An 11966-nucleotide genomic window follows, 5' to 3' on the forward strand; every position below is an offset into this window, starting at 1 on the left:
TTCCCCCTTCGCGTCGGCGCGTGCCGCCGTCACAGTGCCCGCGCGATCAGTTCCTTCATGATCTCGTTCGTGCCGCCGTAGATCCGCTGCACGCGCGCGTCGGCCCACATCTCGGCCACGGAATATTCCTGCATGAAGCCGTAGCCGCCATGCAACTGCACGCATTCGTCCAGCACCTCGCCCTGGGTGTCGGTCAGCCAGTATTTCGCCATCGCGGCCTTCTCGACCGTCAGCGTGCCGTCGATCAGCTCGACGATGCACTCGTCGAGGAAGGCGCGCGCGACCTTCGTCTTGGTCAGGCACTCTGCCAGCTTGAAGCGGGTGTTCTGGAACTGCGTGAGCGGGCCACCGAAGGCCTCGCGCTCCTTGCAGTAGGCGATGGTGCGTTCGACCGCGCCTTCCATGGCGCCCACGGCGCCGCAGCCGATCACCAGCCGTTCCTGAGGCAGCTGGCTCATCATCTGGTAGAAGCCCCGACCTTCCTCGCCGCCCAGCAGGTTCTCGGGCGGGATGGCGACATCGTCGAAGAACAGCTCGGACGTGTCGGCGGCATGCAGCCCGACCTTGTCGAGGTTGCGGCCGCGCTTGAAGCCCTCGGCGCCGTCGGTCTCGACCACCATCAGCGACGTGCCCTTCGAGCCCTGCGCCGGGTCGGTCTTGGCCGCGACCACGATCAGGTTCGCGTGTTGGCCGTTGGTGATGAAGGTCTTCTGCCCCGACAGCCGGTAGACGTTGCCGTCGCGCACGGCCTTCGTCTTGATCGCCTGGACGTCGGACCCGGCCGAGGGCTCGGTCATCGCGAGCGCGCCGATTAGCTCTCCGGTGACCATCTTGGGCAGCCAACGCGCCTTCTGCTCTTCGGTGCCGTAGGACAGGATGTAATGCGCGACGATGCCGGAATGGATGCCGTGACCCCACGAGGCGAGGTTGGCCTTGGACGCCTCCATCAGGATCACCGCCTCGTGGCCGAAATCGCCGCCGGCGCCGCCGTATTCCTCGGGGATCGAGGGGCAGAGCAGGCCGAGCGCACCGGCCTCGGCCCAGGTGTCGCGGTCCATCTCGCCCTGCTTGCGCCAGCGTTCGAACTTCGGCGCCCACTCGGTCGCGATGAACTTCGCCGTCATCTCGCCGAGCATCGCGTGCTCGTCGGTCATCCAGTCGCGCGGCATGCCGCTTCTCCCCCTTCGTCGGTCGGCGGGCGCTTCACCGGCGCCCGTCCGCAGGGCGGGCCGAGGCCCGCCATAGCCTTGCGGCCTCAGAAGTTCGCGGCGTCGAGCGCCATGACCGTCTCGGCGCCGGTCTGGATGCGCGCCAGGTGCGTGCCGGTCATCGGCAGCTGCCGCGCCATGTAGTAGCGGCCGGTCGCCAGCTTCGTCTCGTAGAACTCGACGTCTCCGGTGTTCGCCGCCAGTGCCTCGCGCGCGGCCCAGCCCATGCGCGCCCACATCAGGCCCAGGCAGACATGCCCGAAGAGGTGCATGAAGTCGTAGCTGCCCGACAGCGCGTTGTTGGGGTTCTTCATGCCGTTCTGCATGAAGTACATGCCCGCCGCCTGCAGGTCCTTCGACGCGGCCTTGAGCGGGTCGAGGAACTGCTTGTCGAAGTCCGCGTCCTGGCCCTTGTGGTCGGCGATGAAGGTCTTGACCATCTCGAAGAACGCCATGACGTGCTTGCCGCCGTCCTGGCCCAGCTTGCGGCCCACGAGGTCGAGCGACTGGATGCCGTTGGTGCCCTCGTAGATCATGGTGATCCGCGCATCGCGCACGAACTGCTCGAGCCCCCATTCGCGGGTGAAGCCCGAACCGCCCAGCGTCTGCTGCGCCAGCACCGTGGTCTCGAAGCCCTTGTCGGTCAGGAAACCCTTGATGACCGGGGTCATCAGGCTGATCAGCCCCTCGGCGTCGGCATCATGGGCGCGGTGCGACCGGTCGATCAGCGAGGCACCCCAGAATGTGAAGGCGCGCGCGCCCTCGACGAAGCTCTTCTGGTCCATCAGGTTCCGACGCACGTCGGGGTGCACGATGATCGGGTCGGCGGCCTTCTCGGGCGCCTTGACGCCGGTCACGTCGCGGCCCTGCAGGCGGTCCTGCGCGAAGCCCAGCGCGTTCTGGTAGGCCACGGCGCCCTGCGCATAGCCCTGCAGGCCGACGCCCAAACGGGCCTCGTTCATCATGGTGAACATCGCGCGCATGCCCTTGTGCGCCTCGCCCACGAGGAAGCCCCTGGCGCCGTCGTAGTTCATCACGCAGGTGGCGTTGCCGTGGATGCCCATCTTCTTTTCGAGGCCCCCGCAGGACAGGCTGTTGCGCTCACCGAGGCTGCCGTCCTCGTTGACCATGAACTTGGGCACGATGAACAGGCTGATCCCCTTCACGCCCTCGGGCGCGTCCGGCAGCTTGGCCAGCACGAGGTGGATGATGTTGTCGCACATGTCGTGCTCGCCGGCCGAGATCCAGATCTTCTGGCCGGTGATGGCGTAGGAGCCGTCGTCGTTCGGCACGGCCTTGGTGCGGATCAGGCCCAGATCCGTGCCGCAATGCGGCTCGGTCAGGTTCATGGTGCCGCCCCACTCGCAGCTCACCATCTTGGGCAGGTAGGTGCGTTTCTGCTCGTCGCTGCCGTGGGCGTGAATGGCGTTGTAGGCGCCGTGGGTCAGGCCCTGGTACATGTTGAACGCCATGTTGGCGCTGCTGAACATCTCGCCCACCGCGGTGCTGACGAGGTAGGGCAGGCCCTGGCCGCCGTATTCGGGATCGCAGTCCAGTGCCGTCCAGCCGCCGTCGCGCACCTGGTCGAAGGCGTCCTTGAAGCCCTTGGGCGTGCGGACGACGCCGTTTTCCAGCTTGCAGCCTTCCTCGTCGCCGACCGGGTTCAGGGGCGCCAGCACGTTCTCGGCCAGCTTCGCCGCCTCGCCGAGGATCGCCTCGGTGGTCTCGCGGTCCAGCTCGTCGTAGCCCGGCACGTCGGCCTGCTCGGCGATGCGGAGCACGTCGTGCAGGATGAACTGCTGGTCCTTGAGCGGTGCGGTGTAGATCGGCATGCCTCTCTCCCTTGGCGTGCGTCGGCCTGTCGGCCGCCTTCTGTGGCGTGTCGCGGCCATGATCGGCCGCGCGTCGTATACGCGGCCTTACTCGGCCGCGTTCTGTTTCTGCGTCATCTCGGCGAGCACGCGCTCGCCCCATTCCATCTGCTCTTCGAGGTCGTTGATGGCCTGGTCGATCTGCTGGCGCTGGCGCTTGAGGTCGTCCAGCCGCTCCTGCGCGATGCGGTACGTCTTCTCGATCTGCGTGCGCTGCTGGTCGCCCACGTGGTAGAGGTCCAGCAGCTGGCGGATTTCCTCGAGGCTGAAGCCGAAGCGCTTGCCGCGCAGGATCAGCTTCAGGCGGGCGCGGTCGCGCCGGGTGAACAGCCGCTTCTGACCCTCGCGGATCGGAAAAAGCAGCTCTTTCTGCTCGTAGAAGCGCAAGGTGCGGGGCGTCACGTCGAACGCGTCGCACATCTCGCGGATGGTCATGACCTGGTCGTCGCTCATTCTCTGTCCAGTGGTGGTTACGTCTGCGTCAATCATGACCGTCACGTGCGTATTCACGCGGATTATTACAACGCCCTCGCGAGGTGACGTAACCACTACGCTACGTCACAACGAAGGTGACGCGGCCGTCACGTTGCGTCAACTTGGGGAAGCGGCAGAAGAGGCTGGATGCAGGTGAGGAAGAACCCGCCGCGGCGGCGGGGTCAGCCGTCGATCGAGCGGGCGGTCTCGTCGCGAAGGCCGCGCAGCTCGTCGATCACCGCCTCGAGCTGGCGGCGCTGTTCGGCCAGTTCCGCCAACTGCTTGTCGGCCAGCGACACCCAGGCGCGCATCTGCGCGTCGGTGCCTTCCTTCTCGTAGATCAGAAGCCATTGCCGGATCTCTTCGAGCGAGAATCCGAAGCGGCGGCCGCGCAGGATCAGCGTCATGCGGGCGATCTCGCGCGGGCCGTACCACCGCGCGCGCCCGGCACGCTCGGGCGCAAGAAGCTCGATGTATTCGTAGTACCGCAAAGTCCGCGGGGTCACGTCGAACTTCGCGCACATCTCCTTGAACGACAAGCGTGTCTCGGCCATGGCGCTGCCTCCCGTTCCCCGTTTATGCCGCCACGGCAGCGGTGTCCAGACGGCCGGGGCCGCGCCCCTTGCGGGCGGCCGGAACAGGCCGCATAAAGGCCCCGGACAGGAGAGACCATGACCGCCGACAAGGCCCGCATCGCCAAGCAGTTCATCGAGACCATCCCGCATTCTCGCGAGCTGGGCATGCGGATCACCGAGATCGGCGACGGTCTGGCCGTCATCGCGATGCCCTACGACGCGCGCCTGATCGGCGACCCGGAAACCGGCGTGATCCACGGCGGCGCGGTCTCGGCGCTGATGGACACCTGCGGCGGCGCGGCGGTGATGAGCCATCCACGCTCGCCCGCCGGCACGGCGACGATCGACCTGCGGATCGACTACATGCGCCCTGCCACGCCCGGCCAGACGATCGTGGCGCGCGCGACCTGCTATCACATCACGCGCTCGGTCGCCTTCGTGCGCGCGCAGGCCTTCGACGACGACACCGACCGGCCGGTCGCCTCGGCCACCGGCGCCTTCACGGTCGAGGGCGGCTGATGGCCCGCGAACGTCCCGAACCCGTCCAGGTGGTCAAGCAGCGCCGCGACGCCGCGCTCAATGCGCTGGTGTCAGGCGTGCCCTACATGACCTATCTCGGCGTGCGCTTCGACCGCCGCGGAGACGAGCTGACGGCGCTTCTGCCCTTCGACGAGAAGCTGATCGGCAACCCGTTCCTGCCGGCGATCCACGGCGGCGTCACGGCCGCCTTCCTCGAGATCACGGCGATGATCACGCTGAGCTGGAGTTACCTCTGGCCCGAGATCGAGAGCGGTGCGCTCGACCCCGACACGTTCTCGGCCGGTTCGCTGCCGCGGCTGCCCAAGACCATCGACTTCACCGTGGACTACCTGCGCTCGGGCCTGCCGCGCGATGCCTATGCCCGCGCGCGCGTGACCCGCTCGGGGCGGCGCTATGCCAGCGTGCACGCGCAGGCCTGGCAGGACAACCGCGACCGCCCGATCGCGCAGGCCACCGCGCATTTCCTGATGCCGCGCGACGGCTGACGCAGCCGGCCGCGGCTTCTTTGGTCCCCAAATATCCCGGGGGAGGCCCGGACCGGGCCGGGGGCAGAGCCCCCCGCGCCACGGCCGCCCAGCGGAGATCCCGATGACCGAAGCCGACCCGATCACACACCGCCGCATCCTGAAGATCGCCATACCGATCCTGCTGGCCAACGTCACGGTCCCGATCCTGGGCGCGGTGGACACCGCGGTGGTCGGCCAGATCCCGGCGGCCGAGCCCATCGCCGCGGTCGGCGTCGGCGCCGTGATCCTGTCGGCGGTCTACTGGATCTTCGGTTTCCTGCGCATGGGCACGGCGGGCCTGACCGCGCAGGCCGCCGGGCAGGACAACCGGGCCGAGGTCGCGGCCCTTCTGACCCGCGGGCTGATGATCGGCCTCGCCGGCGGTATCGTGCTGATTGCGCTGCAGACACTGGTCCAAGCCGGCGCCTTCGCCGTCTCGCCCGTCTCTCCGGAGGTCGAGGCGCTGGCCCGCGACTACATGACCATCCGCATCTGGTCGGCGCCCGCCGCGATCGCGATCTACGGCATCACCGGCTGGTTGATCGCGCTCGAGCGCACCCGCGCGGTGCTGGCGCTGCAGCTGTGGATGAACGGGCTCAACGTGGTGCTCGACCTCGTCTTCGTGCTGGGGCTGGGCTGGGGCGTGCCCGGCGTCGCCTTCGCCACCTTCCTGGCCGAGTGGTCGGGCCTCGCGATGGGGCTGTGGCTGTGCCGCGCGGCGTTCCGGGTGCCGGCGTGGCGCGACTGGCCGCGCGTCTTCGACCGGGCGAAGCTGAAGCGCATGGCGGTCGTCAACGGCGACATCCTGATCCGCTCGGCGCTGCTGCAGTCGATCATGGTCTCGTTCCTGCTGCTGGGCGGGCGGTTCGGAGACGTGACGCTGGCGGCGAACCAGGTGCTGCTGCAATTCCTCAACATCACGTCCTACGCGCTCGACGGGTTCGCCTTCGCGGCCGAGGCGCTGGTGGGCCGGGCCTTCGGCGCCGGCGCCGTCGCGCGGCTGCGGCGCGGGGCGCTGATGGCCTCGGGCTGGGGCGTGGGCTTCGCGGTCACCCTCGCCGCGGCCTTCGCGCTGGGCGGACCGTGGATCATCGACCTGATGGCCCGTGACCCGCAGGTGCGCGAGACGGCGCGCGAATTCCTGCCTTGGATGGCCGCCGCGCCGCTGTTCGCGCTGGCGTCCTTCATGCTCGACGGGGTGTTCATCGGCGCCACGCGCACGGGCGACATGCGCAACATGATGGCGGTCTCGGCCGCGGTCTATGCGGGCGCCGTCCTGGTGCTGACGGGACCGTTCGGCAATCACGGGCTGTGGATGGCGCTGCTGATCTCGTACGCGGTGCGGGGCGTGACGCTGTGGCTGCGCTACCCGGCGCTGGAACGCGCCGCCGCGCGCGGCGAGGGCCGCGCGCACTGACGCGGCCCCGCCGGGCGGCCTAGGCGGCGCCGTACCCGCCGCCGCCGGGCGTGTGCATCACGAAGACGTCGCCGGCCGCCATCTCGGTCTGGTCGTTGCCGCGCAAGCGTTCCTCGGTCCCGTCGGCACGGCGCACCAGGTTCACGCCCGGCAGCCCGTCGCCGCCGCCCGCCGCGCCGAAGGGCGCGGTCTTGCGGTGCGACGACAGCACCGTGACCGTCGCCGGGTCGAGGAATTCCAGCGCGCGGGTGATCCCGCAGCCGCCGCTCCAGCGTCCCGCGCCGCCCGAGCCGCGCCGGATCGCGAATTCGCGCACCCGCACCGGAAAGCGCGTCTCGAGCACCTCGGGGTCGGTCATCCGCGTGTTGGTCATGTGACTGTGCACCGCTGAGGTGCCGTCGAACCCGTCGCCCGCGCCGGTGCCGCCGCAGATCGTCTCGTAGTTCTGGTAGGTCGCGTTGCCGTAAACGAAGTTGTTCATCGTCCCCTGACTGCCGGCCAGCACGCCGAGCGCGCCGTATAGTGTCTCGGCGATGGCCTGGCTGACCTCGGTGTTGCCCGAGATCACCGCCGCCGGATGGCGCGGGTTGATGAAGCTGCCCTCGGGCGCGACGATCTTCAGCGGCTTGAGGCAGCCCTCGTTCATCGGGATCGGGTTCGGGATCAACGTGCGGAAGACATACAGCACCACCGCCCGGCAGACAGCCAACGGGGCGTTGTAGTTCAGCGCGTCCTGGTCGGACGTGCCGGTGAAGTCGATCACAGCGTCGCGCGAATCCCGGTCGACGGTGATCTTCACCGCGATCTTCGCGCCGGAGTCGAGCGTGTAGTCGAAGGCGCAATCCTCGAGCACGTCGAGCACGCGGCGCACCGATTCCTCGGCATTGGCCTGCACGTGGCGCATGTAGGCCTGCACCACGTCGCGGCCGAACTGGTCGACGGCCTTGCCCAGCTCGGCCGCGCCGGTGGCGTTGGCGGCGATCTGCGCCGACAGGTCCGACATGTTCTGGTCGATATTGCGGCAGGGGTAGGGGCCCGAGCCCAGCAGCTTGCGCGTCTCGGCCTCGCGCAGGCGGCCGGCCTCGACCAGCTTGAAGTTGCGGATCAGCACGCCTTCCTCGTCGATATGGCGGCTGTCGGGCGGGGCCGAGCCGGGCGTGCGCCCGCCAATATCCGCGTGGTGGCCGCGCGACGCGACGAGGAAATCGATCGTCTTGCCGTCGGCCGCGAAGACCGGGGTGATGACCGTGACGTCGGGCAAATGGGTGCCGCCGTTATAGGGATCGTTCATCATGAAGACGTCGCCGGGGCGGATGGAGCCTTCGTTGTCGCGCAGGATCTGCTTCACGCTGGCGGACATCGAGCCGAGGTGCACCGGAACGTGCGGCGCGTTGGCCACCAGGTCTCCGTCGGCGTCGAACAGCGCGCAGGAGAAGTCCAGCCGCTCGCGGATGTTCACCGACTCGGCGGTGTTGGCCAGCGTCGCGCCCATCTGTTCGGCGATCGACATGAAGAGGTTGTTGAACACCTCGAGCATGACCGGATCGACCTCGGTGCCGACCGCGTGTTCGCGCCGCAGCGGCACGACGCGGGTCAGCACCAGCGCGCCGCCCTTGCGGCACTCGGCCTGCCAGCCTGCCTCGACGATGGTGGTGCCGGTGGCCTCGGTCACGATGGCGGGGCCGTCGATGCGCGCCCCTTCGGCGATGCGGGCGCGGGCATGCACAGGCACCTCGGCCGCGTCTTCGCCGGCCCACATCCGCGCGGTGCCGGTGGCCGATGCGCCGTCGCCGGTCTCGTCCAGCCGGGCATCGGCGCCGGTGCGCCCGATCGCCTCGACCGTCATCATGTCGGCGACGATCGCGGCGCCCTCGGGGCGGAAGCCGAAGCGCGCCTGGTGGGCTGTCAGGAACGCCTCGCGCATCGTTTCCGGGTCGGCCAGATCGACGGGCAGGGTGGTCTGCGAGGTGCCGGCGCGCAGGAAGACACGGGTCACGACGTCGATCGCGTCGCGCGGGATGTCCTGTGCGGTCACTTCGGCAACGGCGTCGCGCGCCAGCGCCTCGGCGGCGTCGGTCAGCGCGGTCTCGTCCTCGACCGGGCAGTTCAGCTGCCGCTCCTGCAGCGCGACCACGTCGGCCAGGCCCATGCCCAGCGCCGACAGCACGCCGGCGAAGGGGTGCAGGTAGATTGCCGTCATGCCGAGCGCGTCCGCCACGGCGCAGGCGTGCTGCCCGCCCGCGCCGCCGAAGCAGTTGAGCGTGTAGCGCGTGACGTCATGCCCGCGCGCGACGCTGATCTCCTTGATCGCGTTGGCCATGTTCTCGACCGCGATGCGCAGGAAGCCGCGGGCCAGGTCCTCAACCGGGCGGGGCGCTTCTCCGGTCGCCTGGGCGATCTCTTGCGCCATCTCCTGAAACAGGCGGCGCGGGATATCGACGTCCAGCGTCTGGTCGCCGTTCGGGCCGAAGACGGCAGGGAAGGCGTCGGGCTGCAGCTTGCCCAGCACCACGTTGCAGTCGGTGACCGTCAGCGGCCCGCCGCGCCGGTAGCAGGCGGGGCCGGGATCGGCGCCGGCGGAATCCGGGCCGGCCTGAAGCCGCCCGTCGCGGAACGACAGGATCGAGCCGCCGCCCGCCGCCACGGTATGGATATGCATCATCGGCGCGCGCATCCGCACGCCCGCGACCTCGGTCTCGAAGCTGCGCTCGAAGCTGCCGGCGTAGTGGCACACGTCGGTCGAGGTCCCGCCCATGTCGAAGCCGATCAGCCGGTCGAAGCCGTCCGCGGTGGCGGTCGCGGTCATGCCGACGACGCCGCCCGCGGGACCGGACAGGATCGCGTCGCGGCCGTGGAACAGGTCCGCGTCGGTCAGCCCCCCGTTCGACTGCATGAACATCAGCCGGTCGACCTTGCCCTGCTGCGCGCCCAGCGCGTCCTTCACCTGGTTCACGTAGCGGCGCAGGATCGGCGTCAGGTAGGCGTCGGCCACGGCGGTGTCACCGCGCGCGACCAGCTTGATCAGGGGGCTCGCGTCATGGCTGAGCGTGATCTGCGGAAAGCCGGCGTCTTCGGCCAGACGCCCGGCGCGCAGTTCGTGATCGGGATTGGCGTAGCCGTGCATGAAGGCGATGGCGCAGGCCTCGTACCCTTCGGCGCGGGCGGCCTTCAGCGCGTCGCGCGTCTCGGCCTCGTCGAGATCGGTCAGCACGGTGCCGTCGGCGGCGATGCGTTCGTCGACCTCGATGACCTTGGAGTAGAGCAGTTCCGGCAGGCGGATATGCAGGTCAAACAGCCGGGGGCGATTCTGGTACCCGATGCGCAACAGGTCGCCGAAGCCGCGCGTGATCAGAAGCACCGTCTTCGCGCCCTTGCGCTCCAGCAGGGCGTTGGTGGCCACCGTCGTGCCCATCTTCACCGCGCCGATCGTGTCGGCGGGAATCGGATCGTCGGCGCCGAGGCCCAGCATCTCGCGCACGCCCTGCACGGCGGCGTCGGCATACATCTCCGGGTTTTCCGACAGCAGCTTGTGCGACGAAAGCCGCCCGTCGGGCCGGCGCGCCACGATATCGGTGAACGTGCCGCCCCGGTCGATCCAGAAATCCCATTTTTCGTGCGTCTGGTCGGTCATGGCGGCCCCCGAAAAGAAAACTGTTGCTTTGATGATATAACGCTGACAATTTGTCAACGTGGTTGGCGCAAGCCCGACCCCAACGAACCCCGAGGGCCGGCCGTCGCCACGGACCGGCCCCGCCGCAAGACCGGACACCGACAACAGGAGAGACAGATGAAACACTTCACCTACGCCGCCGCGCTGGGCCTGATCGCGGGCGCCGCCGGCGCGCAGACCTGGGACATGCCCACGCCCTACGGCGACAGCACGTTCCACACCCAGAACATCATGCAGTTCGCCGACGACGTCGAGGCCGCCACCGACGGGCAGCTTGCGATCACCGTGCATTCCGCCGGCTCGCTGTTCCCGCACCCCGAGATCAAGAACGCCGTGCGTTCCGGCCAAGTGCCGATCGGCGAGTTCTTCCTGTCGACGCTCGAGAACGAGAACGGCGCCTTCGGCCTCGACAGCCAGCCGTTCCTGGCCACCTCCTACGAGGAAGCCCAGGCGCTTTGGGACGCGCAGGAGCCGGTCGTGACCGAGCTGCTGGCCGAGCAGGGGCTGATGCCGCTGTTCTCGGTCGCGTGGCCGGCGCAGGGCCTCTACACCAACGGCGAGATCGAGACGGTCGAGGACCTGTCCGGCCTGCGCTTCCGCGCCTACAACGCGGCGCTCGAGGAATTCGCGCAGCTGGCCGGCGCCGCCCCGGTGCAGGTCGAGGCGCCCGACATCCCGCAGGCCTTCACCACCGGCCAGATCGAGGCGATGATCACCTCGCCCTCGACCGGTGCGAACTCGAAGGCGTGGGATTTCGTGTCGCACTACACGCCGATCAACGCCTGGGTTCCGAAGAACATCGTCGTGGTGAACGAACGCGCCTTCCGCCGCCTGCCGCAGGACGTGCAGGACGCGGTGATGCAGGCCGCGGACGAGGCCGAAAGCCGCGGCTGGGAGATGTCGCGCGAAGAGGCGCAGGCCAAGACGCAGGAGATGGCGGATAACGGCATGACCATCGTCGAGCCGTCGGATGCGCTGACCACCGGCCTGCAGGAGATCGGTGCGCAGATGCTGGAAAGCTGGCGCGAGGATGCGTCCGACGCCGCGCTTTCGGTGCTGGAAGACTACCAGGGCCAGGGCTGAGCGCCGTCCGGCCGGACGACCGGCCGTCCCGCGCGGTGCGGGACGGTCGTGACGTGCGGCCGGATCAATGCGGTTCCGAAACAGGGGGGCGTCGATGCGCCGGAGTCTCGACCGGATCTACCTCGCGGCGGGCTGGCTTGCGGCCGGGTTCATCCTGGCGATCGCCTGCCTCGTCAGCGCGCAGGTCCTGCTGAACATCTCGACCCGCGTGCTGGGCCTGCCGCTGCCGGCGACGATCCCGTCCTACGCGGATTTCGCCGGGTTCATGCTGGCCGGCGCCACCTTCTTCGCCATGCCCTACACGTTCCGCAGCGCGGGCCATATCCGCGTGTCGCTGGTCACCGCGCGGCTGCCGGATCGCGCCCGCTGGATGGTCGAGCTGGCCGTGCTGGCGCTGGCCGCCGCACTTCTGGGCTTTGCCTGCTGGTACATCGTCGCCCTGATCCGCGAGAGCCTGCATTTCGGCGACGTGTCGGGCGGGATCGTGCCCGTTCCGCTGTGGATCCCGCAGACCGGCATGGGGATCGGCATGGGCCTGCTGCTGGTCGCGGTGATCGACACTCTGGTCGAGACCTGGGCGCGCGGCCGCGCCGTCATCGACGACACCTCCGAGGAGATCTGA

At 69.0% G+C, this 11966-nt stretch carries 10 protein-coding genes; 5 read left to right on the plus strand and 5 right to left on the minus strand.

The features are described from left to right. Nucleotides 1–29 precede the first annotated feature (29 nt). The 4 genes from ACFDTC_RS00730 to ACFDTC_RS00745 all read right to left on the minus strand — a co-directional run bounded on the left by ACFDTC_RS00730 (nucleotide 30) and on the right by ACFDTC_RS00745 (nucleotide 4107). A complete protein-coding gene (locus tag ACFDTC_RS00730) occupies nucleotides 30–1169 on the minus strand; it encodes an acyl-CoA dehydrogenase family protein (RefSeq protein ID WP_375256939.1) in 1140 nt (379 codons plus the stop codon). A gap of 86 nt (nucleotides 1170–1255) precedes the next feature. Beyond that, complete coding sequence (locus ACFDTC_RS00735) at nucleotides 1256–3040, minus strand: acyl-CoA dehydrogenase C-terminal domain-containing protein (RefSeq protein ID WP_375256940.1); 1785 nt, start codon at nucleotides 3038–3040, stop codon at nucleotides 1256–1258. 87 nt (nucleotides 3041–3127) lie between these two features. Then, a complete protein-coding gene (locus ACFDTC_RS00740) occupies nucleotides 3128–3532 on the minus strand; it encodes a MerR family DNA-binding transcriptional regulator (RefSeq protein ID WP_375256941.1) in 405 nt (134 codons plus the stop codon). Between the two features lie 203 nt (nucleotides 3533–3735). After that, on the minus strand, nucleotides 3736–4107 hold the full coding sequence (locus ACFDTC_RS00745) for a MerR family DNA-binding transcriptional regulator (protein ID WP_375256942.1): 372 nt from the start codon (nucleotides 4105–4107) through the stop codon (nucleotides 3736–3738). A 117-nt stretch (nucleotides 4108–4224) separates the two neighbouring features. Between ACFDTC_RS00745 and ACFDTC_RS00750 the strand changes: the two genes are divergently transcribed. The 3 genes from ACFDTC_RS00750 to ACFDTC_RS00760 all read left to right on the plus strand — a co-directional run bounded on the left by ACFDTC_RS00750 (nucleotide 4225) and on the right by ACFDTC_RS00760 (nucleotide 6591). Continuing rightward, on the plus strand, nucleotides 4225–4647 hold the full coding sequence (locus ACFDTC_RS00750) for a PaaI family thioesterase (RefSeq protein WP_089880666.1): 423 nt from the start codon (nucleotides 4225–4227) through the stop codon (nucleotides 4645–4647). Further along, the gene (locus tag ACFDTC_RS00755) at nucleotides 4647–5153 is read left to right on the plus strand and encodes a PaaI family thioesterase (protein WP_375256943.1); all 507 of its coding nucleotides are present in this window, start codon (nucleotides 4647–4649) and stop codon (nucleotides 5151–5153) included. Before ACFDTC_RS00750 ends, ACFDTC_RS00755 begins: the two co-directional genes overlap by 1 nt. 103 nt (nucleotides 5154–5256) lie before the next feature. Continuing rightward, nucleotides 5257–6591 (plus strand): MATE family efflux transporter, encoded by a 1335-nt coding sequence (locus ACFDTC_RS00760; protein WP_375256944.1) that lies wholly within the window; start codon nucleotides 5257–5259, stop codon nucleotides 6589–6591. A gap of 19 nt (nucleotides 6592–6610) precedes the next feature. Here the strand turns inward: ACFDTC_RS00760 and ACFDTC_RS00765 are convergent, their stop codons facing one another. Beyond that, nucleotides 6611–10222: a hydantoinase B/oxoprolinase family protein gene (locus ACFDTC_RS00765; protein WP_375256945.1), complete on the minus strand. Its 3612-nt coding sequence runs from the start codon at nucleotides 10220–10222 to the stop codon at nucleotides 6611–6613. Nucleotides 10223–10378: 156 nt separating this feature from the next. Here ACFDTC_RS00765 and ACFDTC_RS00770 point away from each other — a divergent pair, with 156 nt between their 5' ends. Beyond that, nucleotides 10379–11344, plus strand: a complete 966-nt coding sequence (locus tag ACFDTC_RS00770) for a TRAP transporter substrate-binding protein (protein ID WP_375256946.1) — start codon at nucleotides 10379–10381, stop codon at nucleotides 11342–11344. A 94-nt stretch (nucleotides 11345–11438) separates the two neighbouring features. Next, nucleotides 11439–11966, plus strand: a complete 528-nt coding sequence (locus ACFDTC_RS00775; RefSeq protein WP_375256947.1) for a TRAP transporter small permease — start codon at nucleotides 11439–11441, stop codon at nucleotides 11964–11966.

The sequence above is a fragment of the Citreimonas sp. genome (assembly GCF_042096055.1).
In the GTDB taxonomy this organism is placed as follows: Bacteria; Pseudomonadota; Alphaproteobacteria; order Rhodobacterales; family Rhodobacteraceae; genus Citreimonas.

Coding starts and splice junctions, on each gene's coding strand:
- ACFDTC_RS00755 (WP_375256943.1), top strand. CDS start 4,647: ATGGCCCGCGAACGTCCCGAACCCGTCCAGGTGGTCAAGCAGCGCCGC.
- ACFDTC_RS00765 (WP_375256945.1), bottom strand. CDS start 10,222: ATGACCGACCAGACGCACGAAAAATGGGATTTCTGGATCGACCGGGGC.
- ACFDTC_RS00750 (WP_089880666.1), top strand. CDS start 4,225: ATGACCGCCGACAAGGCCCGCATCGCCAAGCAGTTCATCGAGACCATC.
- ACFDTC_RS00770 (WP_375256946.1), top strand. CDS start 10,379: ATGAAACACTTCACCTACGCCGCCGCGCTGGGCCTGATCGCGGGCGCC.
- ACFDTC_RS00735 (WP_375256940.1), bottom strand. CDS start 3,040: ATGCCGATCTACACCGCACCGCTCAAGGACCAGCAGTTCATCCTGCAC.
- ACFDTC_RS00745 (WP_375256942.1), bottom strand. CDS start 4,107: ATGGCCGAGACACGCTTGTCGTTCAAGGAGATGTGCGCGAAGTTCGAC.
- ACFDTC_RS00730 (WP_375256939.1), bottom strand. CDS start 1,169: ATGCCGCGCGACTGGATGACCGACGAGCACGCGATGCTCGGCGAGATG.
- ACFDTC_RS00760 (WP_375256944.1), top strand. CDS start 5,257: ATGACCGAAGCCGACCCGATCACACACCGCCGCATCCTGAAGATCGCC.
- ACFDTC_RS00740 (WP_375256941.1), bottom strand. CDS start 3,532: ATGAGCGACGACCAGGTCATGACCATCCGCGAGATGTGCGACGCGTTC.
- ACFDTC_RS00775 (WP_375256947.1), top strand. CDS start 11,439: ATGCGCCGGAGTCTCGACCGGATCTACCTCGCGGCGGGCTGGCTTGCG.